Source organism: Okeania sp. SIO3B5, from assembly GCF_010692555.1.
Taxonomy (GTDB): domain Bacteria; phylum Cyanobacteriota; class Cyanobacteriia; order Cyanobacteriales; family Microcoleaceae; genus Okeania.
This window is the reverse complement of record NZ_JAAHHG010000262.1, coordinates 1-13,763: the sequence shown is the minus strand read 5'-3', so window position 1 is coordinate 13,763 and position 13,763 is coordinate 1. Positions and strand designations below refer to the sequence as shown.

Here is a 13,763-nt window from a genome sequence, read left to right as displayed (position 1 = left end):
TTACTGCCAATAAAAAAGTAGGTAATATCATGTTTGGTTAAATACTTATACTTTGGAGAAAGGAAGGCAGAGGGCAGAAGGCAGAAGGGAATATTGGTTCAAAGATATAAGGTTTTTTATAACTGATTATCCGAACATGATATAAACCTATAATCAAGATAGGTAAATATATATCAGTAATAATTTTAAAAGTTTCCCCGAGCAAGTTTCCATAACTAATATTTCTGTCTTCCATAACCTTATAGAATTAACAGTTAAATTTCAGGAAAGTATGTGTCTATCCTGCCTCAAATTCATAACTAAATAAAACAGGAATTAGTATTCAAAATTTCAACTAAAGTTCACAGTAAAACTTAAAAAAAATTAGCCAAATTTACCGAATAATTCAGGTTTAAAAATTTTCCTTTACAGGAGAAGCAAAAAAAATCTTTTTAGTCAATCCTCTTCCTTTTAGGGCTATGCTTTATAAGCAAAATTATTTACAAAAGTGGATAATGCCTATTATCAAAAGCTTACGAGCATTTTGTTTGTTTTACAAGCTTTGAGAAATTGACTAATTTGTGAACTTCTAAAAGTTGTTTTTTGTCGTTGCGATCGCAACGACACTAGGAGCTTTCAGAATGTAATACATCAGATGATATTTTTGTCAATTTTTATGTTTATAAAGATGTTTATAAAGCATAGCTTTTAGGCAGAGGTAATTAGGGGTTGCTGATTAATTCTCAAAGTATTGATAAATAGAGGTATTAGCCTTTTTGGAGTTCAAAAAAGTGCCAGCTTTTCTGTACCTAGAGCTGCATAAAGCTAGTATTTTGAGCTGACTATGGTAGAACAATATTGGGACAATTCTTACTCCTAACTCCTCTAAATTCCCACTTCTCCTGACTCCTGACTCCTGACTCCTACCCCTACTAAAAGACTTTTTCAGCAAACCCTAATTATCAATTATTCATTATCAATTATTCATTATTGAACTATCCAACTAATGTAGACTTGAATTCAAAAAACAAGCTGAATACTGACATAAATAGGAAACAAAATAGTTGAGTTTTCAGTCAAAAGTAACTTGTAAGGATAGGGGAGACATTCATCGCCAAAATCCAAGATAAAATATGAAAAAAAATCAAACCATAACTATAGGAGTATCTAAATAATATGGCTAATATATCAGGAGATAACAATGATAACCTCTTAATAGGCTCTCAAGAACCTGACGTAATGGAAGGGTTTGGTGGAAATGACACTATCTTCGGTGAAGCAGGAGATGATATTCAAGATGGTGGAGAAGGAGAAGATGAAATTATTGGTGGTATTGGATCGGATATTTTAGGTGGTGGTGAAGGTAATGATTTATTACAAGGAGAAGATGGCCGTGACTCAGCATTAGGGGGTCTTGGAGATGATAGTATTGAAGGTGGTCCGGGAAATGATTTTCTCGCAGGAGAAGAAGGCAACGACTCGTTATTTGGACAGACTGGAGATGACGAAGTCATTGGTAATGAAGGAATTGATTTAGTTACTGGAGGAGATGGTAACGACACATTAAGAGGTAATGAAGGAAATGATAGTCTCTTTGGGAATATTGACGATGACCTAATATTTGGAGATAGTGGAAATGATATTGGAAATGGCAGTATAGGAAATGATACTCTTTTTGGTGGTGACGGTAATGACTCTCTAGATGGAGGTAGTGGTGATGACACTCTTTTTGGAGAAGCAGGTGATGATACTCTATTTGGAATTAATGGCAGCGATCTGATTAATGGTAATAGAGGTAACGATCAAATTTTTGGTGGAGACAATTTGGACAATCTTCGCGGTGGAAAGGGTAATGATACAATTTTTGGAGAACAAGAAAACGACTCCCTCTTTGGTGACGCGAATAATGACTTAGTTATTGGTGGTATTGGTGACGATACATTATTTGGTGGAAAGGATAATGATACACTTCAAGGTAGTGATGGTAATGACTCTTTGTTAGGCGATCGAGGCAACGATATATTATTTGGAGATGCTGGAGAAGATACCTTAACCGGGGGCGAAGGTTCCGATATATTTGTTTTACCTGGAGAATTGGGTAATATTGATGTGATTAATGATTTTAGTCCTTTGGAAGATTTCTTGGCCTTAGATGGTGACTTAACTTTTGGCGACTTAACTTTTGAACAAGGAACAGGTTTAAATTTCAGAGATACATTAATTACTATTGATAATGGTAGATTATTAGCAGTATTAGTAAATGTTCCCGCTTCAATAATTACAGAAGAAGACTTCATAGATAATATTAGTCAAGCTTTACCTGAATCTACATCAGACCAAGAAATGTTATAAATCTTCAGAAGACCAATTTTCTAAAATAGAGCGTAGTCTTAATCGGGGAATATAAGGCCAACCTCCCTTCGCTTCAATATCTTTAAGTAAATTGTAGAGTGCTTGACGATTATCTGGTAATGCTTGTTGAAATAAACCTTCTCTGAGTTCTTGATGTAAACCTTCGAGAGTTCGTAGCATAGCTAACATTGCTATTGGATCGTCGTGATGATTTTTTGCTAAAGCTCTTAGTGAATGTGTCAATGATTGTAAATCATTGTGTAATTGTGTTGACTGATTGTCTGTATTTGTATCCATAATTCATTAATTAACATCAAATTTATATAAACTATCAAGCTCTCAATTAATTTGTCCTCGTATGGGTAATTCAAAAATATCTTGCTTGTTTTAGATATTAATTTTATTTGAAATTAGTTACAGCAATATTTTACCTTAAGCATATTTACTTATGCAATTTTAATTTATATGACTGACTTAGGAATAAAGTAACAAGCAATGTAAAATACTATTTTGGATTAATACAAAGATAAATATGCTTTGAATTACTGTCCTTTTTTTAGGAAATAGGGTTATGTACATGAGTTTAAACACCTATCAATGCTAACAGAGTATGGAAAATTTGCTCTGACAAAAGCCACTTGGGAAGATGGAGTACAACTATAGATTCTATTGCCCTAACTTCCTTCCGATAAAATCAAAAATCAAAAATCGGATTATTTATACTGTGTAAACACAAAACGCAGTAGCAATGTTAATTGTTGAATATTAAATCTTGAGGTTAACAATGAGGTATCGCACTATAATTGCAGCACTATTAGCTGTGTGTTTGAGTTTTTTGACCGCTTGCTCAGAAGGTCCAGATAGCAGTCAAACACTTACTTACGAAGATATTGTAAATACTGGTTTGGCTAACAACTGTCCTGAGTTACCAGAAACAGCTCGTGGTTCCATTGCCCTTGACCGCGATAGCTCTTATATTTTGACAGATTTGTGCATACAGCCAACTGAATATTTTGTCAAGGAAGAACCTACTAATAAACGCCAGAAAGCAGAATTTGTAGAAGGAAGAAAATTGACACGTTATACTTCTAGCTTAGACCAAGTAACAGGAGATCTGATCTTCGATGCAGATAACGCATTGACATTTAAAGAGCAGTATGGTATTGATTTTCAGCCTATAACTGTTCTCTTACCCGGTGGTGAGGAAGTACCTTTTCTATTTACCGTCAAAGGACTTGTAGCTAAAAGTCAGCCTGGTGTTTCTGCTATCAATACTTCTATCGATTTTGAGGGTATATATAACGTTCCTTCCTATCGAGGTTCTAGCTTCCTAGATCCAAAAGGTCGTGGTGTTACTTCAGGATATGATAATGCAGTAGCTTTACCAGCTAGTGCAGATGATACAGAGTTTGTTAAAGCTAATGTTAAGTTTGCAGATACCAGTCTCAAAGCTGGTGAAATTTCCCTGAGAATTTCTAAAGTAGACAGCGAAACTGGTGAAGTTGCTGGTATCTTTGAAGCAATTCAGCCTTCTGATACAGACTTGGGCGCAAAAGAGGCTGTAGAAGTTAAAATTGGTGGTACTTTTTACGGTAGAATAGACACAGCTTCTTAAGCTAGATATTGGGTCTGAAATTAAATTGCTTGTGCAACTTAATATGATTAAAGACCCTACCCATCAAAATTGAAAGTTTGTGAAGATAACCAACTGTTTCTTTTCATCTAAAAATGTCTTTTCATTGGAGGTTGTAAGCGGTAGGTTTTAGGTTCAATCTTATTGGAAATTAAATCCAAAAGGCTAATTTTACTCCTGGTGACTGTGAAGTTTTCAACAGTAATTGGTCTGTAATAGTGCAGTTAAAAAATCTGCTTCCTAAAACCTAAAACTAAACACGCAATAGAAGGGTAACGACCATAAAAAAGGAATATGTATAGAGGGGCTAAACACTCCTCTATTGTTATTAGATTTAGATTTTACTAGAAAAATATTTAAACAACTAATAAATATTATTATTAAAAATTATTATTGATCCTATAGCAACTTCTAGCAATTTCCAAGAATCGTGAGGTACAAAATTCGTTTATTTTAGGGAGTAGGGAGTAGAGAAAAAAACTGAAACTCTTATCGGTTCCCTATTCCCTCTCTTGGTCAGCATTCCGCCAGTGAGCTGACGGCGACGCAGCGTCGCACCGCTGTTCCCTAAAAACAGTAAGATTTTTATACACAAATGAAATAGGATTGCTATTTTACCGAAATAACATGGGATCATGAAAGCCATCGTCTTTTAAGCGATGGATGAAAGGCGAGGAGTCGGATTTTAATCCGATGTATTTTATTTTACCGAAAAGCTACGTTGAAGGCCCCGTGTTTTAACCGGGGGATGAAAACAACCGAGTCGTTTAGACTAGACAACTAAAGTAGTCCTGTGTTATTATTACTCGCAATAAAGACATCCAACCACCATTTCAAATGTACTCTTGTCAGCAAGTGTTAGTAGGTAAAAATCCCGAATTAATTCCTATTTTAACGTTCTTGTGTGAACAGTCTCACAAGCTTACTAACATGGGAATATATTATGGTCGGCAATTATTTTTTAAGTATCACAAAACTCTGGGCAAGTTTGACGCAGGAATTGGTCTACAAAAAGAACAATCACTATAAAGTTTTATATTCGCTCTTCAGCACAACAAATATTGAGAACTGTAGGTGAATCATTTAGGTCTTATTATGGTCTAATAAAAGCCTATAGTTCAGGAAAAATCTTAGAAAGACCAAGGATTCCTAACTACAGAAAAAAAGGGGGAATGGCTACAGTTAGTTACCCAACTCATGCATTAAAACTTAAAGGTAATCAAATTAGAGTGCCACGCTTGTAATACTTGTAAGCGCTGGTTTGGTCTAGATTGCTTTTATATTCCTATGCCGAGTAATCTCAACTTTGCTTGTATTAAAGAACTGAGAATATTACCGAGAAATAGATGCTTTACCCAAGAATTTGTCTATGAAAAAGAAGAATTAGTTAAACCTTTATTAAATCAAGACAATGTATTAGGGATAGACCATGGTGTAAATAATTGGTTGACCTGTGTATCTAATGTCGGTACTAGCGCGGGTTGTAGATGGGAAACAGATTAAATCAATGAATCGTTGGTACAACAAACAAGTATCAACCATTAAAGAAAATCTACCTTTAGGATTTTGGTCAAATAGACTAGCTTCTATTACTGAAAAACGTAACCGCCAAATCCGATTTGGGTATAAATAAAGCAGCCAGAATAGTAATTAATCATTGCTTAAAAAATTCTATTGGTACAATTGTTTTTGGTTGGAATCAAGGTCAGAAAAATCAAATAGAATTAGGAAAAAAAAGTAATTCAGAATTTGTACCAATTCCCACAGGTAGACTCAAAGAAAGAATAGCTCAGTTGTGCGATGAATATGGAATAATATTGATTGAAACCGAAGAAAGTTATACAAGTATTGCTTCATTTTTAGATGGTGACGATCTGCCTATTTATGGTGAGAAACCCAATGATTGGAAACCATCACCGAAAAGAATAAAGCGTGGTTTGTATAGAAGTAGTAATAATTGGTTAATTAATGCAGACTGTAACGGGGCTGCAAATATCATCACAAAAGTAAGCCGCAAAGCTGTAGGGGCGATTCGCGAATCGCCCCTACTTAAGCCGACTGTGTAGGGGCGCCGCGGAAATTGTCCCCAGAGAATATATCTTTGGTCAGCGCTCGAAAAAACGAAGCAACATGGATTTATCCTGTTGCGTAGTATCAACTTAGAATCCCCGTGACTTAAGTCCGGGGAGCAGTCAATAATAAAAAGGCTTAGAATATAACTCAAACTATTATGAATAAATTGTGTCTAATATCACAATCCAAGATTCCAATAGTCACAGCAATAATTTTATAAACAGACAATTCCTAGTAGAAGACGTCTAATAATATAGTGCGTATTTGATTTACCATCACTAGGTTTTTATCAGAATTATTTTGAAAATTAGGTAAGTCGGAAACCACCGTCTTTTAAGCGATGGATTGAAACGACTTGGGCAGGTTTTAACCCGTAGTCAAAAAAATGTGTTATGATTTACTACTAAAGACACATTGACCTCTGAATCATGGTGAAAGCCCGATATCTAATGGACGATACACGTTAAATGGTAGTTAACCGAAAAGGTGGCTCGGTGCTTGCCAGCACTCTGTTTCCAGCCGTTAGACAGCACGTTGTACCTCAGAGCGAGTGAATCAACTAACAACCAAAAAAAGTAGCCTCAATGCTCGCCACACCGGAGATAGTAGTGGCAATTGACACCGCCTAGTGAGCTGCTGCTGTATGCGTACTACGGTACGGTACTGGCAATGTGGTCGTTCCGAGCAATGTGGAAATCGTGGTTTTAAACCTATAGAAAGCTCCTCTGAAGAATTCACACGACTTTAGTCCGTGGAGAGTCAAAATATACCTATGTCTACCACTATCACTCAAAAACTAAAAAGTGAAAACCTGGAACTGTTGCGCCAATATCAACAGTCCCCTTCTCATCATCTCCGCAACCAATTAGTAAAACTGAATGTTGGACTTGTAAGAAAGGAAGTTTATCATTGGTTGAATAGGTGTACTGAAACCTACGATGATTTACTCCAAGTAGGCTGTATTGGATTAATTAGAGCAATTGAGCGATTTGATATATCGAAGGGACGAGCCTTTAGTTCTTTTGCTAGTCCTTATATCCGGGGTGAAATTCAGCATTATCTCAGAGATAAAAGTCCTTCTTTACGCATTCCCAGAAATTGGCTAGCTATGGATCGGCAGGCCACAAAAGTTATCCAAGACCTCCGAGTGAAGTTAAAACGGAAACCTACAGATTTAGAGGTGGCCTCTGCATTGGATATTTCTTTGGAACAGTGGCAGGAAATTCAATTAGCTTGTCGTAACCGTGCTCCTCTGAGTTTAGATGCTCCAGTTCAAGATGAAATAAATGGAACCACTTGTTTAGGAGAATTAGTTCCAGATAGTCAGTATCGTAGTTTTCAGTTAGCTCAAGAAGACCAAATTCGTTTACAGCAAGCGCTGGCCAAACTAGAAGAGGGTACTCGTAAGGTTCTGGAGTTTGTTTTTCTCTGTGACTTGACTCAGAAGGAAACCGCCGAGCGGATGGGGATCAGTGCTGTTACTGTTTCTCGAAGAATGAAGAAAGGATTAAAGTCTTTGCAAAAGATCATGCAGTAGAAGAAGGAAGAAGGAAAAAGGAAAGAGGAAGAAGTTTTTAGTTATCTAGAAGAAAAGGTTAATTATTAGATATATCCACATATTAAATATTCCTATGTTTTTGTTTGTAGTTGGGCTTGAGCCTCTGCAATACTTATGTGATTGATTGAGCAAAACTACGATATCTACTATTAGAACGGTTCTACCGAACATGATATTGAAAGTATAAACCCCGCCCATATCTACAGATGGGTGGGGTTAGTTATTAATTACCGATATATTCTTGTCTTTATTGAGAAACATCGGTTAAATTTTGCCCTTCATCCAGTTTTTAAACAAATTCTCCTTAACCATAGTCTGTCGCAACACTTCAACTAAATATTCTTGAGCTTCTTCCCGACTTAAACCTTTCACTTGCTCCCGTAGAACTTGTAATTTGAACTGTTGCTCCATAGTTAAGCTATTAGACATTTCCATAGTTTACTCCTTAATTATCTAGATCATAGATATTGGCCAATATATTAAGGCCACAGTTAAGTTGATGTATTTACTCTTATGTAAATTATCGTAACATTAGCTTGACATTCTGTCCATGATGTACATTTCAAAACTAATTTATTCGACAAAAGTTAACATTAGATTAATAAAAGCCAGAAGTATTATGATGATTAGGCTAGAACTAATATCCTAAAAATTTAAAGATGGAGAAGGGCAAATGGATGCAATGGAATTTTTTCAAAAGAGTGCTGGTAAATGGCGATCGCAACGAACAACCCATCATCTAGCCTTCAGACAAGCAGAAATGGGCAGCTCAGATATTCAAGTAATCAGCTTGAGTCCTGGAGATCCGAAAGTAGTAGAAATCTGTAAAATGCACGAAATTGACCCAAGTTTGGCTGCAGGAGGCGCTTTTGTTACTTGGGATGGCTCCATGGCCTGGGATAAAGATGATGAAAATCACAAAGGATCAACTGTATTTGCGATTGTTCCAGATCCAGAAAATCCTAGAAAAGGGAGAATGTTGCGAGAACGAGGCTATGCAGAAATTGTGCCAGTTGTGGGACGCTTTGAGATGGATGATGAAGATGGACTAAATCTCATTACGGAATATGAAACTATGAGTTCTATTGAAAGATTCTGGTTTGCAAACCCTAATCTCAGGATGCGGACTAGCGCAGTGAAACGGTTTGGAGGATTTAATACTTCTACATTTTGTACAGAAGTTCGAGCCGAGGAAAGCAACTCAGATTCAGAAGCAGAAACCTCACAGAATACTACACAGTTTTATTCTGCTTTTGGCTGGTAGATATAGCGCTATGCTTAAGTCAAAAGTCAAAAGTCAAAAGTTAGAAGTTAGAAGTTAGAAGTTAGAAGTCAAAAGTTAAAAGTTAAAAGTTAAAAGTTAAAAGTTAAAAGTTAGAAGTTAGAAGTAATGCTTGACTAACTTTGAGCTGCTTGGTGCGCTAGTAGATGCGACTGTCGTCGTCGCGGACTCGCATCCGTATTTATAAATTTCCGTGCCCTATTTGCGTAGTACTTTAGTACTTAGGGCTTGCTGATTAAATCTCAAAGCATTGACATATCAAGACAAGTGCCTTTTTGGGGCCTTTAAAAAGTGCGCCTGTTTCAGCTCTTAATGCTCAAAAAGGAGCGTATTTTAGGCGCATAGTTGGGGAGAAAATTATTCTGACAATTCTTACTCCTACTTCCTCTAAGTATCCCGTTCCTCCTGTCTTCCCCTCCCCTCCACCGGAGGGGCGAGGGGTGGGTTGTCTCCTACCCTCACCCATAAGACTTTTGAGCGCAAACCCTACTTATAGATAAAATTATCCTCAAAGTCAGTAAATATCTATCAAAATGTTACAGATTGTTGCGTAAGTTAATAAAAGTGAGACTTGGATTGCCTAAATCCCTTAATCTAAAGATTGGCTATCAAAAATGGAGCGAGAAGACTCCCGGTATAATCTCCGATTTACCCGGAGATGAATCGCGACTAAACAAATAATAAGCACTCCATCATTGAGGTGTGACTGCGGCCTTTGCAGATAGTAGAATAAATTGACTGTGTAGACGTACTGTCAGGGACTGGCAACAGTCTAGATAAGTGCCATTCAAGCAGTAAACCTAAATCGTGAGGTTTAGGAATCTCCCATTATAATCTTTAGATTTAACGGGAGAAGATGTCAATGATGCAATTTTTTGAATCGCAGCAAGGTTTAGTGTGCTTTGGCCACACTTGATAAATCAAATTTAATAATTTTAAGGAGATTCTCACGTGGTGATTCCATTATTAGAATACCAACCTATTACTCAAAACTCACGAGTTGCGGGTTATGAGGTCCCTGGTGATGACCAACCAATGATTTATACCGCCGAATCTTTACCTTCAGGGTCAGGGTGGGATGAGTTAATTTGGGCAGCTTATCGCCAAATTTATAGCGAACATCAAATTCTCAAGAGCGATCGCCAAATCTTCCTAGAATCTCAACTCAAAAATGGTCAAATTACAGTTAGAGATTTTATTCGTGGTTTGGTAGTTTCTGATCCATTCCGTCGTAACAACTACGATACAAATAGCAACTATCGCTTTGTTGAGTTATGTGTTCAACGGGTTTTAGGTCGTGATGTTTACAGCGAAAGGGAAAAAATTGCTTGGTCTATCGTTATAGCGACCAAGGGTATCGAAGGTTTCATTGATGAGTTGCTTAATAGCGAGGAATACCTCGACAACTTTGGTTTTGAGACTGTACCTTACCAACGTCGTCGGGTTATACCCCAAAGGGAAGGAGGAGAAACTCCTTTCAACCTAAAGACACCTCGTTATGGTTTTTACCATCGGACTATTCTTGGTTTCCCTCAAGTCATTTACCAAAATCAATTACGTCGCTTTACTCCCCAAGAAAAGAAAGCTCAAGCAGGCGATCCTTCCCTTTATTTAGATTTAGCACGGGGTCTTAATGTTCAAGGTGCAGCAACACGAGTTAATCTAGGCAGTATCAATCTGGGTATGGTACCTTATCGTAAGGTATAACTTGGATTATTACCTTAGCATCTCTGTTGAGTAGAATTAAATTTTGTAGGGGTGGGATATTTGTGCAAAGTATTTGGTTAACTTGCCAAAACTAGGAGCATGAGTATTCTATCCCTACAAATTTTTATATAACAGGACTTACGCACGAGGTACGAAAAAGTACTGAATTTTTCTGCTGAAATTCAAGAAAATTTCTTCACATAAAATGGCGAAACCATTGTCTGTTCCCCCATCTCCGCGTCTCCGCGTCTCCGCGTCTCCGTATCCTACCCCCACCAACCAATTTTTTCAGCAGACCCTAACTACTCCCCTACTCCTGAAAAAGACTTTTTCAGCAAATCCTAGATATTTTGCTCTTCTGCCCATTGCTTCAACTCCTCTAAAAAAGAAAGTGTTGTTTTCCCAAAATTAGTTGTCTCGTAAGTGACAACAAAAGGTCTTGTACTAACGACCTCACGCTTAACCAAACCATCATTCTCCATCTCTCTTAGCCTTTGAGTTACTATCTTTTTACTCGCTCCACCGAGTTGACGAACTAAATCGCCAACTTTGATGTCGGCAAGGGGTCTCCCGTTATACGAATGTTAACGGGAGGGGAATTGCCGAACAACAAATAAACCGCGTAGCGTCCACTTAGTTTCTTGCATTGTGTACTTCTTTGTGTTATTTTGACTATATTAGGAGTAGCGGTAATACGCACCTGATAACAGCACATAGAAAACGACATAGAGTATGGGGTTCAATTCAGAAGTTAAGCGTCAACCCGTGAAAAGGTAAAACTCTTGAGGGAACTAGATGAGTACAGAATTGTCTAGTACAAAAAGGCGGTGGGTCTCATCGTCTGGTGTCTGTGGAGGGTTAAGTGGTTGCACTCCCTGTGTTTCGCTCCGCGACATGTAACGCGTAGCGTTGCGCCAGCAAAACAGAAAGCCCACGTCCGTGAGGTTGGGAAGCCTACATCATAATCTTTGATTTGATGTAGGAGAACGTCACAGCGTACAGGTTTATCCTTGAGATGCCACAGAATAGATCCTTTCCATTTTCCACCGATAAGCCTCATTCCGCGTTCGATTGGACAAGGTTCAAGACAGGGTTCAATTGCCCGCTTGCGACCTAGATCGTCGGTTTCAATTTCAATCTTAGAACTCATTTCCCACCTGGTTACTAAAAGTATACTGGTTGACTATAGTAACTTAATTTTATATCTTTTAATTAAGGCAGTGACGGTGTTGGTAAAGCGCGTGTATGATATTAATCTTAATTACTAAGGAGTCAGGAGTCAGGAGTCAGGAGTCAACCCACCCCTCGCCCCTCCCAGGAGGGGAAGAAAGAAGAAGAAACCCCGAGTAGAAGGAGAAAGTTTTTCGGGGAGCGTAAAGGTTATGGAGTTCTATGGCGCTCTTATCCGGACATGATATCATACCTCAAGTTACCAACGCAGGCAGTGACAAATACCAAATAAATCAAAGCAAACTAATGAAAACTCTGCTCTTAATTTTAGGTAAAGAAACTAATGAATTTGCTAAAGGTAATTATAATCAAAGTCTTTTTGCGATCGCAGTAGAAACTTTAAAAGCTCATTATAATATTTTAACTACTATTGTTGAAGAAGGCTACGATGTTCCAGAAGAAATCGCCAAGTTTAAACAAGCTGACGCAGTAATCTTTCAATACCCAGTTTACTGGTTTATGATGCCATCAACCTTAAAACGATATCTAGATAATGTTTATGCTTATGGTGAATTTTTTGCGTTTAGTGGTGGTGAATATGGATCGGGTGGACTGATGAAGGGTAAAAAGTTTATGCTCTCTACTACCTGGAATGCACCCATCGAAGTCTTCAATAATCAGAATAAGTATTTATGCTTAATATTTAACTGAGAACTTGACTCTCGATTGAGGTAAACGAAGATAATTTATATAGTATAATATCATGTCCGTTGGTATCGTTTGTGTAAAAGTTAGCGTGGATATCTACAGGAAATTTAGGTTTTTTTCTTGCCTGTTGCCTGTTGCCTGTTGCCTGTTGCCTGTTGCCTATTTACTATACAAGACCGATGCTACCGGACATGATATAATATCATGTCCGGTTGAACAGTTATAAATAAACACTCAGAATTCAGAATTCAGAATTCAGAATTCAGGAGGGAAGAAAGAAGAAAAGAAGGAGAAAGTTTTTTATCACTAATTATCCGGACATGATATAAATACTTAAGCAAGCTACGGATTTTATACTAAACTGAAAAAACCATCCTGAGTTAAAACCCGGTAATTTGAACTTTATCTCCATACTTCAAATTAAGCTGAGATTGAGCGCTACTCCCATTAGCAGCGATTTCAACAAAATCGTGAGAACCAACAATTGCAATTAGTTCCCCTGGTTTACAGTCACTATAAGTATTGCCACTGACTATAGTTTTATCGGATGAAAGATTGTCATTTTTTTGAATCACGACTGACCAGGTTTTACCCTCAACATTACTTCTGGGAATATTAGTAATTATATTGCCAAAATAGTCAATATATTGAACTGAACCTTCAATACCTGAGTCTGTGAGAGTAATTTTATTTAAGGGTAATTTTATTAAACTTTCTGGGTTAATTTTTTCTCCCAAATTTTCTAATGAAACACCACTAGCAATATGAGCGCCAACAGGAGCAAATATGTCTCTACCGTGGAAGGTTGTACTAGGTGAATTTGTGCGCCAATAGTCAGAATTTGTTAATTCGACAACTGTTATTTCTTGTGTATCTAAGTTTTCTAGCACTCCACTAAAAATACCGTTATCGGGGCCGACGAAAAAACCTGTTGATAATTGAATAGCGATCGCTCTTCTGACACTTCCTACACCTGGATCGACAACAGCAACATGAACTGTTCCTGGGGGAAAATAGGGATAAGCATTTTTTAAACAAAATCTGGCTGCAAATAAATTTTGAGCAGGAATTTCATGGGTGAGGTCTATGATCGTTAGTGTGGGATGAATTTGATAAATTACACCTTTCATCACACCGACATAAACATCTTTTAATCCAAAATCAGTTAAAAGTGTAACTATTTTTCTATCAGACATAATTAATAAAGAGGGAATAGGGAATAGGGAATAGGGAATAGGGAATAGGGAATAGGCAACAGGCAACAGGCAACAGGCAACAGGCAACAGGCAACAGGCAACAGG

14 protein-coding genes are annotated in these 13,763 nt (G+C 37.4%); 10 read left to right on the top strand and 4 right to left on the bottom strand.

Going from position 1 to position 13,763, the window contains the following annotated elements:
- The first annotated feature begins 1,155 nt into the window (after window positions 1–1,155).
- Entirely contained in the window at window positions 1,156–2,331 is a 1,176-nt protein-coding gene (locus F6K54_RS27185) for a calcium-binding protein (RefSeq protein WP_293084557.1), read from the top strand.
- On the opposite strand, the gene F6K54_RS27180 is transcribed toward F6K54_RS27185, so the two are convergent.
- On the bottom strand, window positions 2,326–2,628 hold the full coding sequence (locus tag F6K54_RS27180; protein ID WP_293070427.1) for a hypothetical protein: 303 nt from the start codon (window positions 2,626–2,628) through the stop codon (window positions 2,326–2,328). The two genes, F6K54_RS27185 and F6K54_RS27180, sit on opposite strands and share 6 nt — an antisense overlap.
- A gap of 487 nt (window positions 2,629–3,115) precedes the next feature.
- On the opposite strand from F6K54_RS27180, the gene F6K54_RS27175 reads away from it, so the two are divergent.
- The 6 genes from F6K54_RS27175 (at window position 3,116) to F6K54_RS27150 (ending at window position 7,574) form a co-directional block, all read left to right on the top strand.
- Window positions 3,116–3,946: a photosystem II manganese-stabilizing polypeptide gene (locus tag F6K54_RS27175; RefSeq protein ID WP_293084555.1), complete on the top strand. Its 831-nt coding sequence runs from the start codon at window positions 3,116–3,118 to the stop codon at window positions 3,944–3,946.
- An 855-nt stretch (window positions 3,947–4,801) separates the two neighbouring features.
- Window positions 4,802–4,993, top strand: coding sequence for a hypothetical protein (locus tag F6K54_RS27170; RefSeq protein ID WP_293084553.1), 192 nt, complete (start codon window positions 4,802–4,804; stop codon window positions 4,991–4,993).
- Window positions 4,994–5,251: 258 nt separating this feature from the next.
- Window positions 5,252–5,467 (top strand): hypothetical protein, encoded by a 216-nt coding sequence (locus F6K54_RS27165; protein WP_293084550.1) that lies wholly within the window; start codon window positions 5,252–5,254, stop codon window positions 5,465–5,467.
- A gap of 4 nt (window positions 5,468–5,471) precedes the next feature.
- On the top strand, window positions 5,472–5,597 hold the full coding sequence (locus tag F6K54_RS27160) for a hypothetical protein (RefSeq protein WP_293084548.1): 126 nt from the start codon (window positions 5,472–5,474) through the stop codon (window positions 5,595–5,597).
- Window positions 5,584–6,030 carry an IS200/IS605 family accessory protein TnpB-related protein gene (locus tag F6K54_RS27155; protein ID WP_293084545.1) on the top strand — a complete coding sequence of 149 codons (447 nt, stop codon included), beginning with the start codon at window positions 5,584–5,586 and terminating at the stop codon, window positions 6,028–6,030. The genes F6K54_RS27160 and F6K54_RS27155 overlap by 14 nt, the downstream gene beginning before the upstream one ends.
- A gap of 779 nt (window positions 6,031–6,809) precedes the next feature.
- The gene (locus F6K54_RS27150; RefSeq protein WP_293084543.1) at window positions 6,810–7,574 is read left to right on the top strand and encodes an RNA polymerase sigma factor SigF; all 765 of its coding nucleotides are present in this window, start codon (window positions 6,810–6,812) and stop codon (window positions 7,572–7,574) included.
- A 285-nt stretch (window positions 7,575–7,859) separates the two neighbouring features.
- Here the strand turns inward: F6K54_RS27150 and F6K54_RS27145 are convergent, their stop codons facing one another.
- The gene (locus F6K54_RS27145; RefSeq protein ID WP_124147679.1) at window positions 7,860–8,030 is read right to left on the bottom strand and encodes an NblA/ycf18 family protein; all 171 of its coding nucleotides are present in this window, start codon (window positions 8,028–8,030) and stop codon (window positions 7,860–7,862) included.
- A gap of 238 nt (window positions 8,031–8,268) precedes the next feature.
- On the opposite strand from F6K54_RS27145, the gene F6K54_RS27140 reads away from it, so the two are divergent.
- Together F6K54_RS27140 and F6K54_RS27135 are read left to right on the top strand one after the other, a co-directional pair.
- A complete protein-coding gene (locus F6K54_RS27140; RefSeq protein ID WP_293084540.1) occupies window positions 8,269–8,859 on the top strand; it encodes a phycobiliprotein lyase in 591 nt (196 codons plus the stop codon).
- 969 nt (window positions 8,860–9,828) lie between these two features.
- The gene (locus F6K54_RS27135) at window positions 9,829–10,584 is read left to right on the top strand and encodes a phycobilisome rod-core linker polypeptide (RefSeq protein ID WP_293084537.1); all 756 of its coding nucleotides are present in this window, start codon (window positions 9,829–9,831) and stop codon (window positions 10,582–10,584) included.
- Between the two features lie 341 nt (window positions 10,585–10,925).
- Here F6K54_RS27135 and F6K54_RS27130 read toward each other — a convergent pair whose 3' ends face one another.
- The gene (locus F6K54_RS27130; protein ID WP_293084563.1) at window positions 10,926–11,138 is read right to left on the bottom strand and encodes a helix-turn-helix domain-containing protein; all 213 of its coding nucleotides are present in this window, start codon (window positions 11,136–11,138) and stop codon (window positions 10,926–10,928) included.
- 922 nt (window positions 11,139–12,060) lie between these two features.
- Between F6K54_RS27130 and F6K54_RS27125 the strand changes: the two genes are divergently transcribed.
- On the top strand, window positions 12,061–12,465 hold the full coding sequence (locus tag F6K54_RS27125) for an NAD(P)H-dependent oxidoreductase (protein ID WP_293084534.1): 405 nt from the start codon (window positions 12,061–12,063) through the stop codon (window positions 12,463–12,465).
- Between the two features lie 377 nt (window positions 12,466–12,842).
- Here the strand turns inward: F6K54_RS27125 and F6K54_RS27120 are convergent.
- Window positions 12,843–13,763, bottom strand: a 921-nt coding sequence (locus F6K54_RS27120; protein WP_366558248.1) for an SAM-dependent chlorinase/fluorinase, incomplete at its 5' end; no start/stop codon positions are given.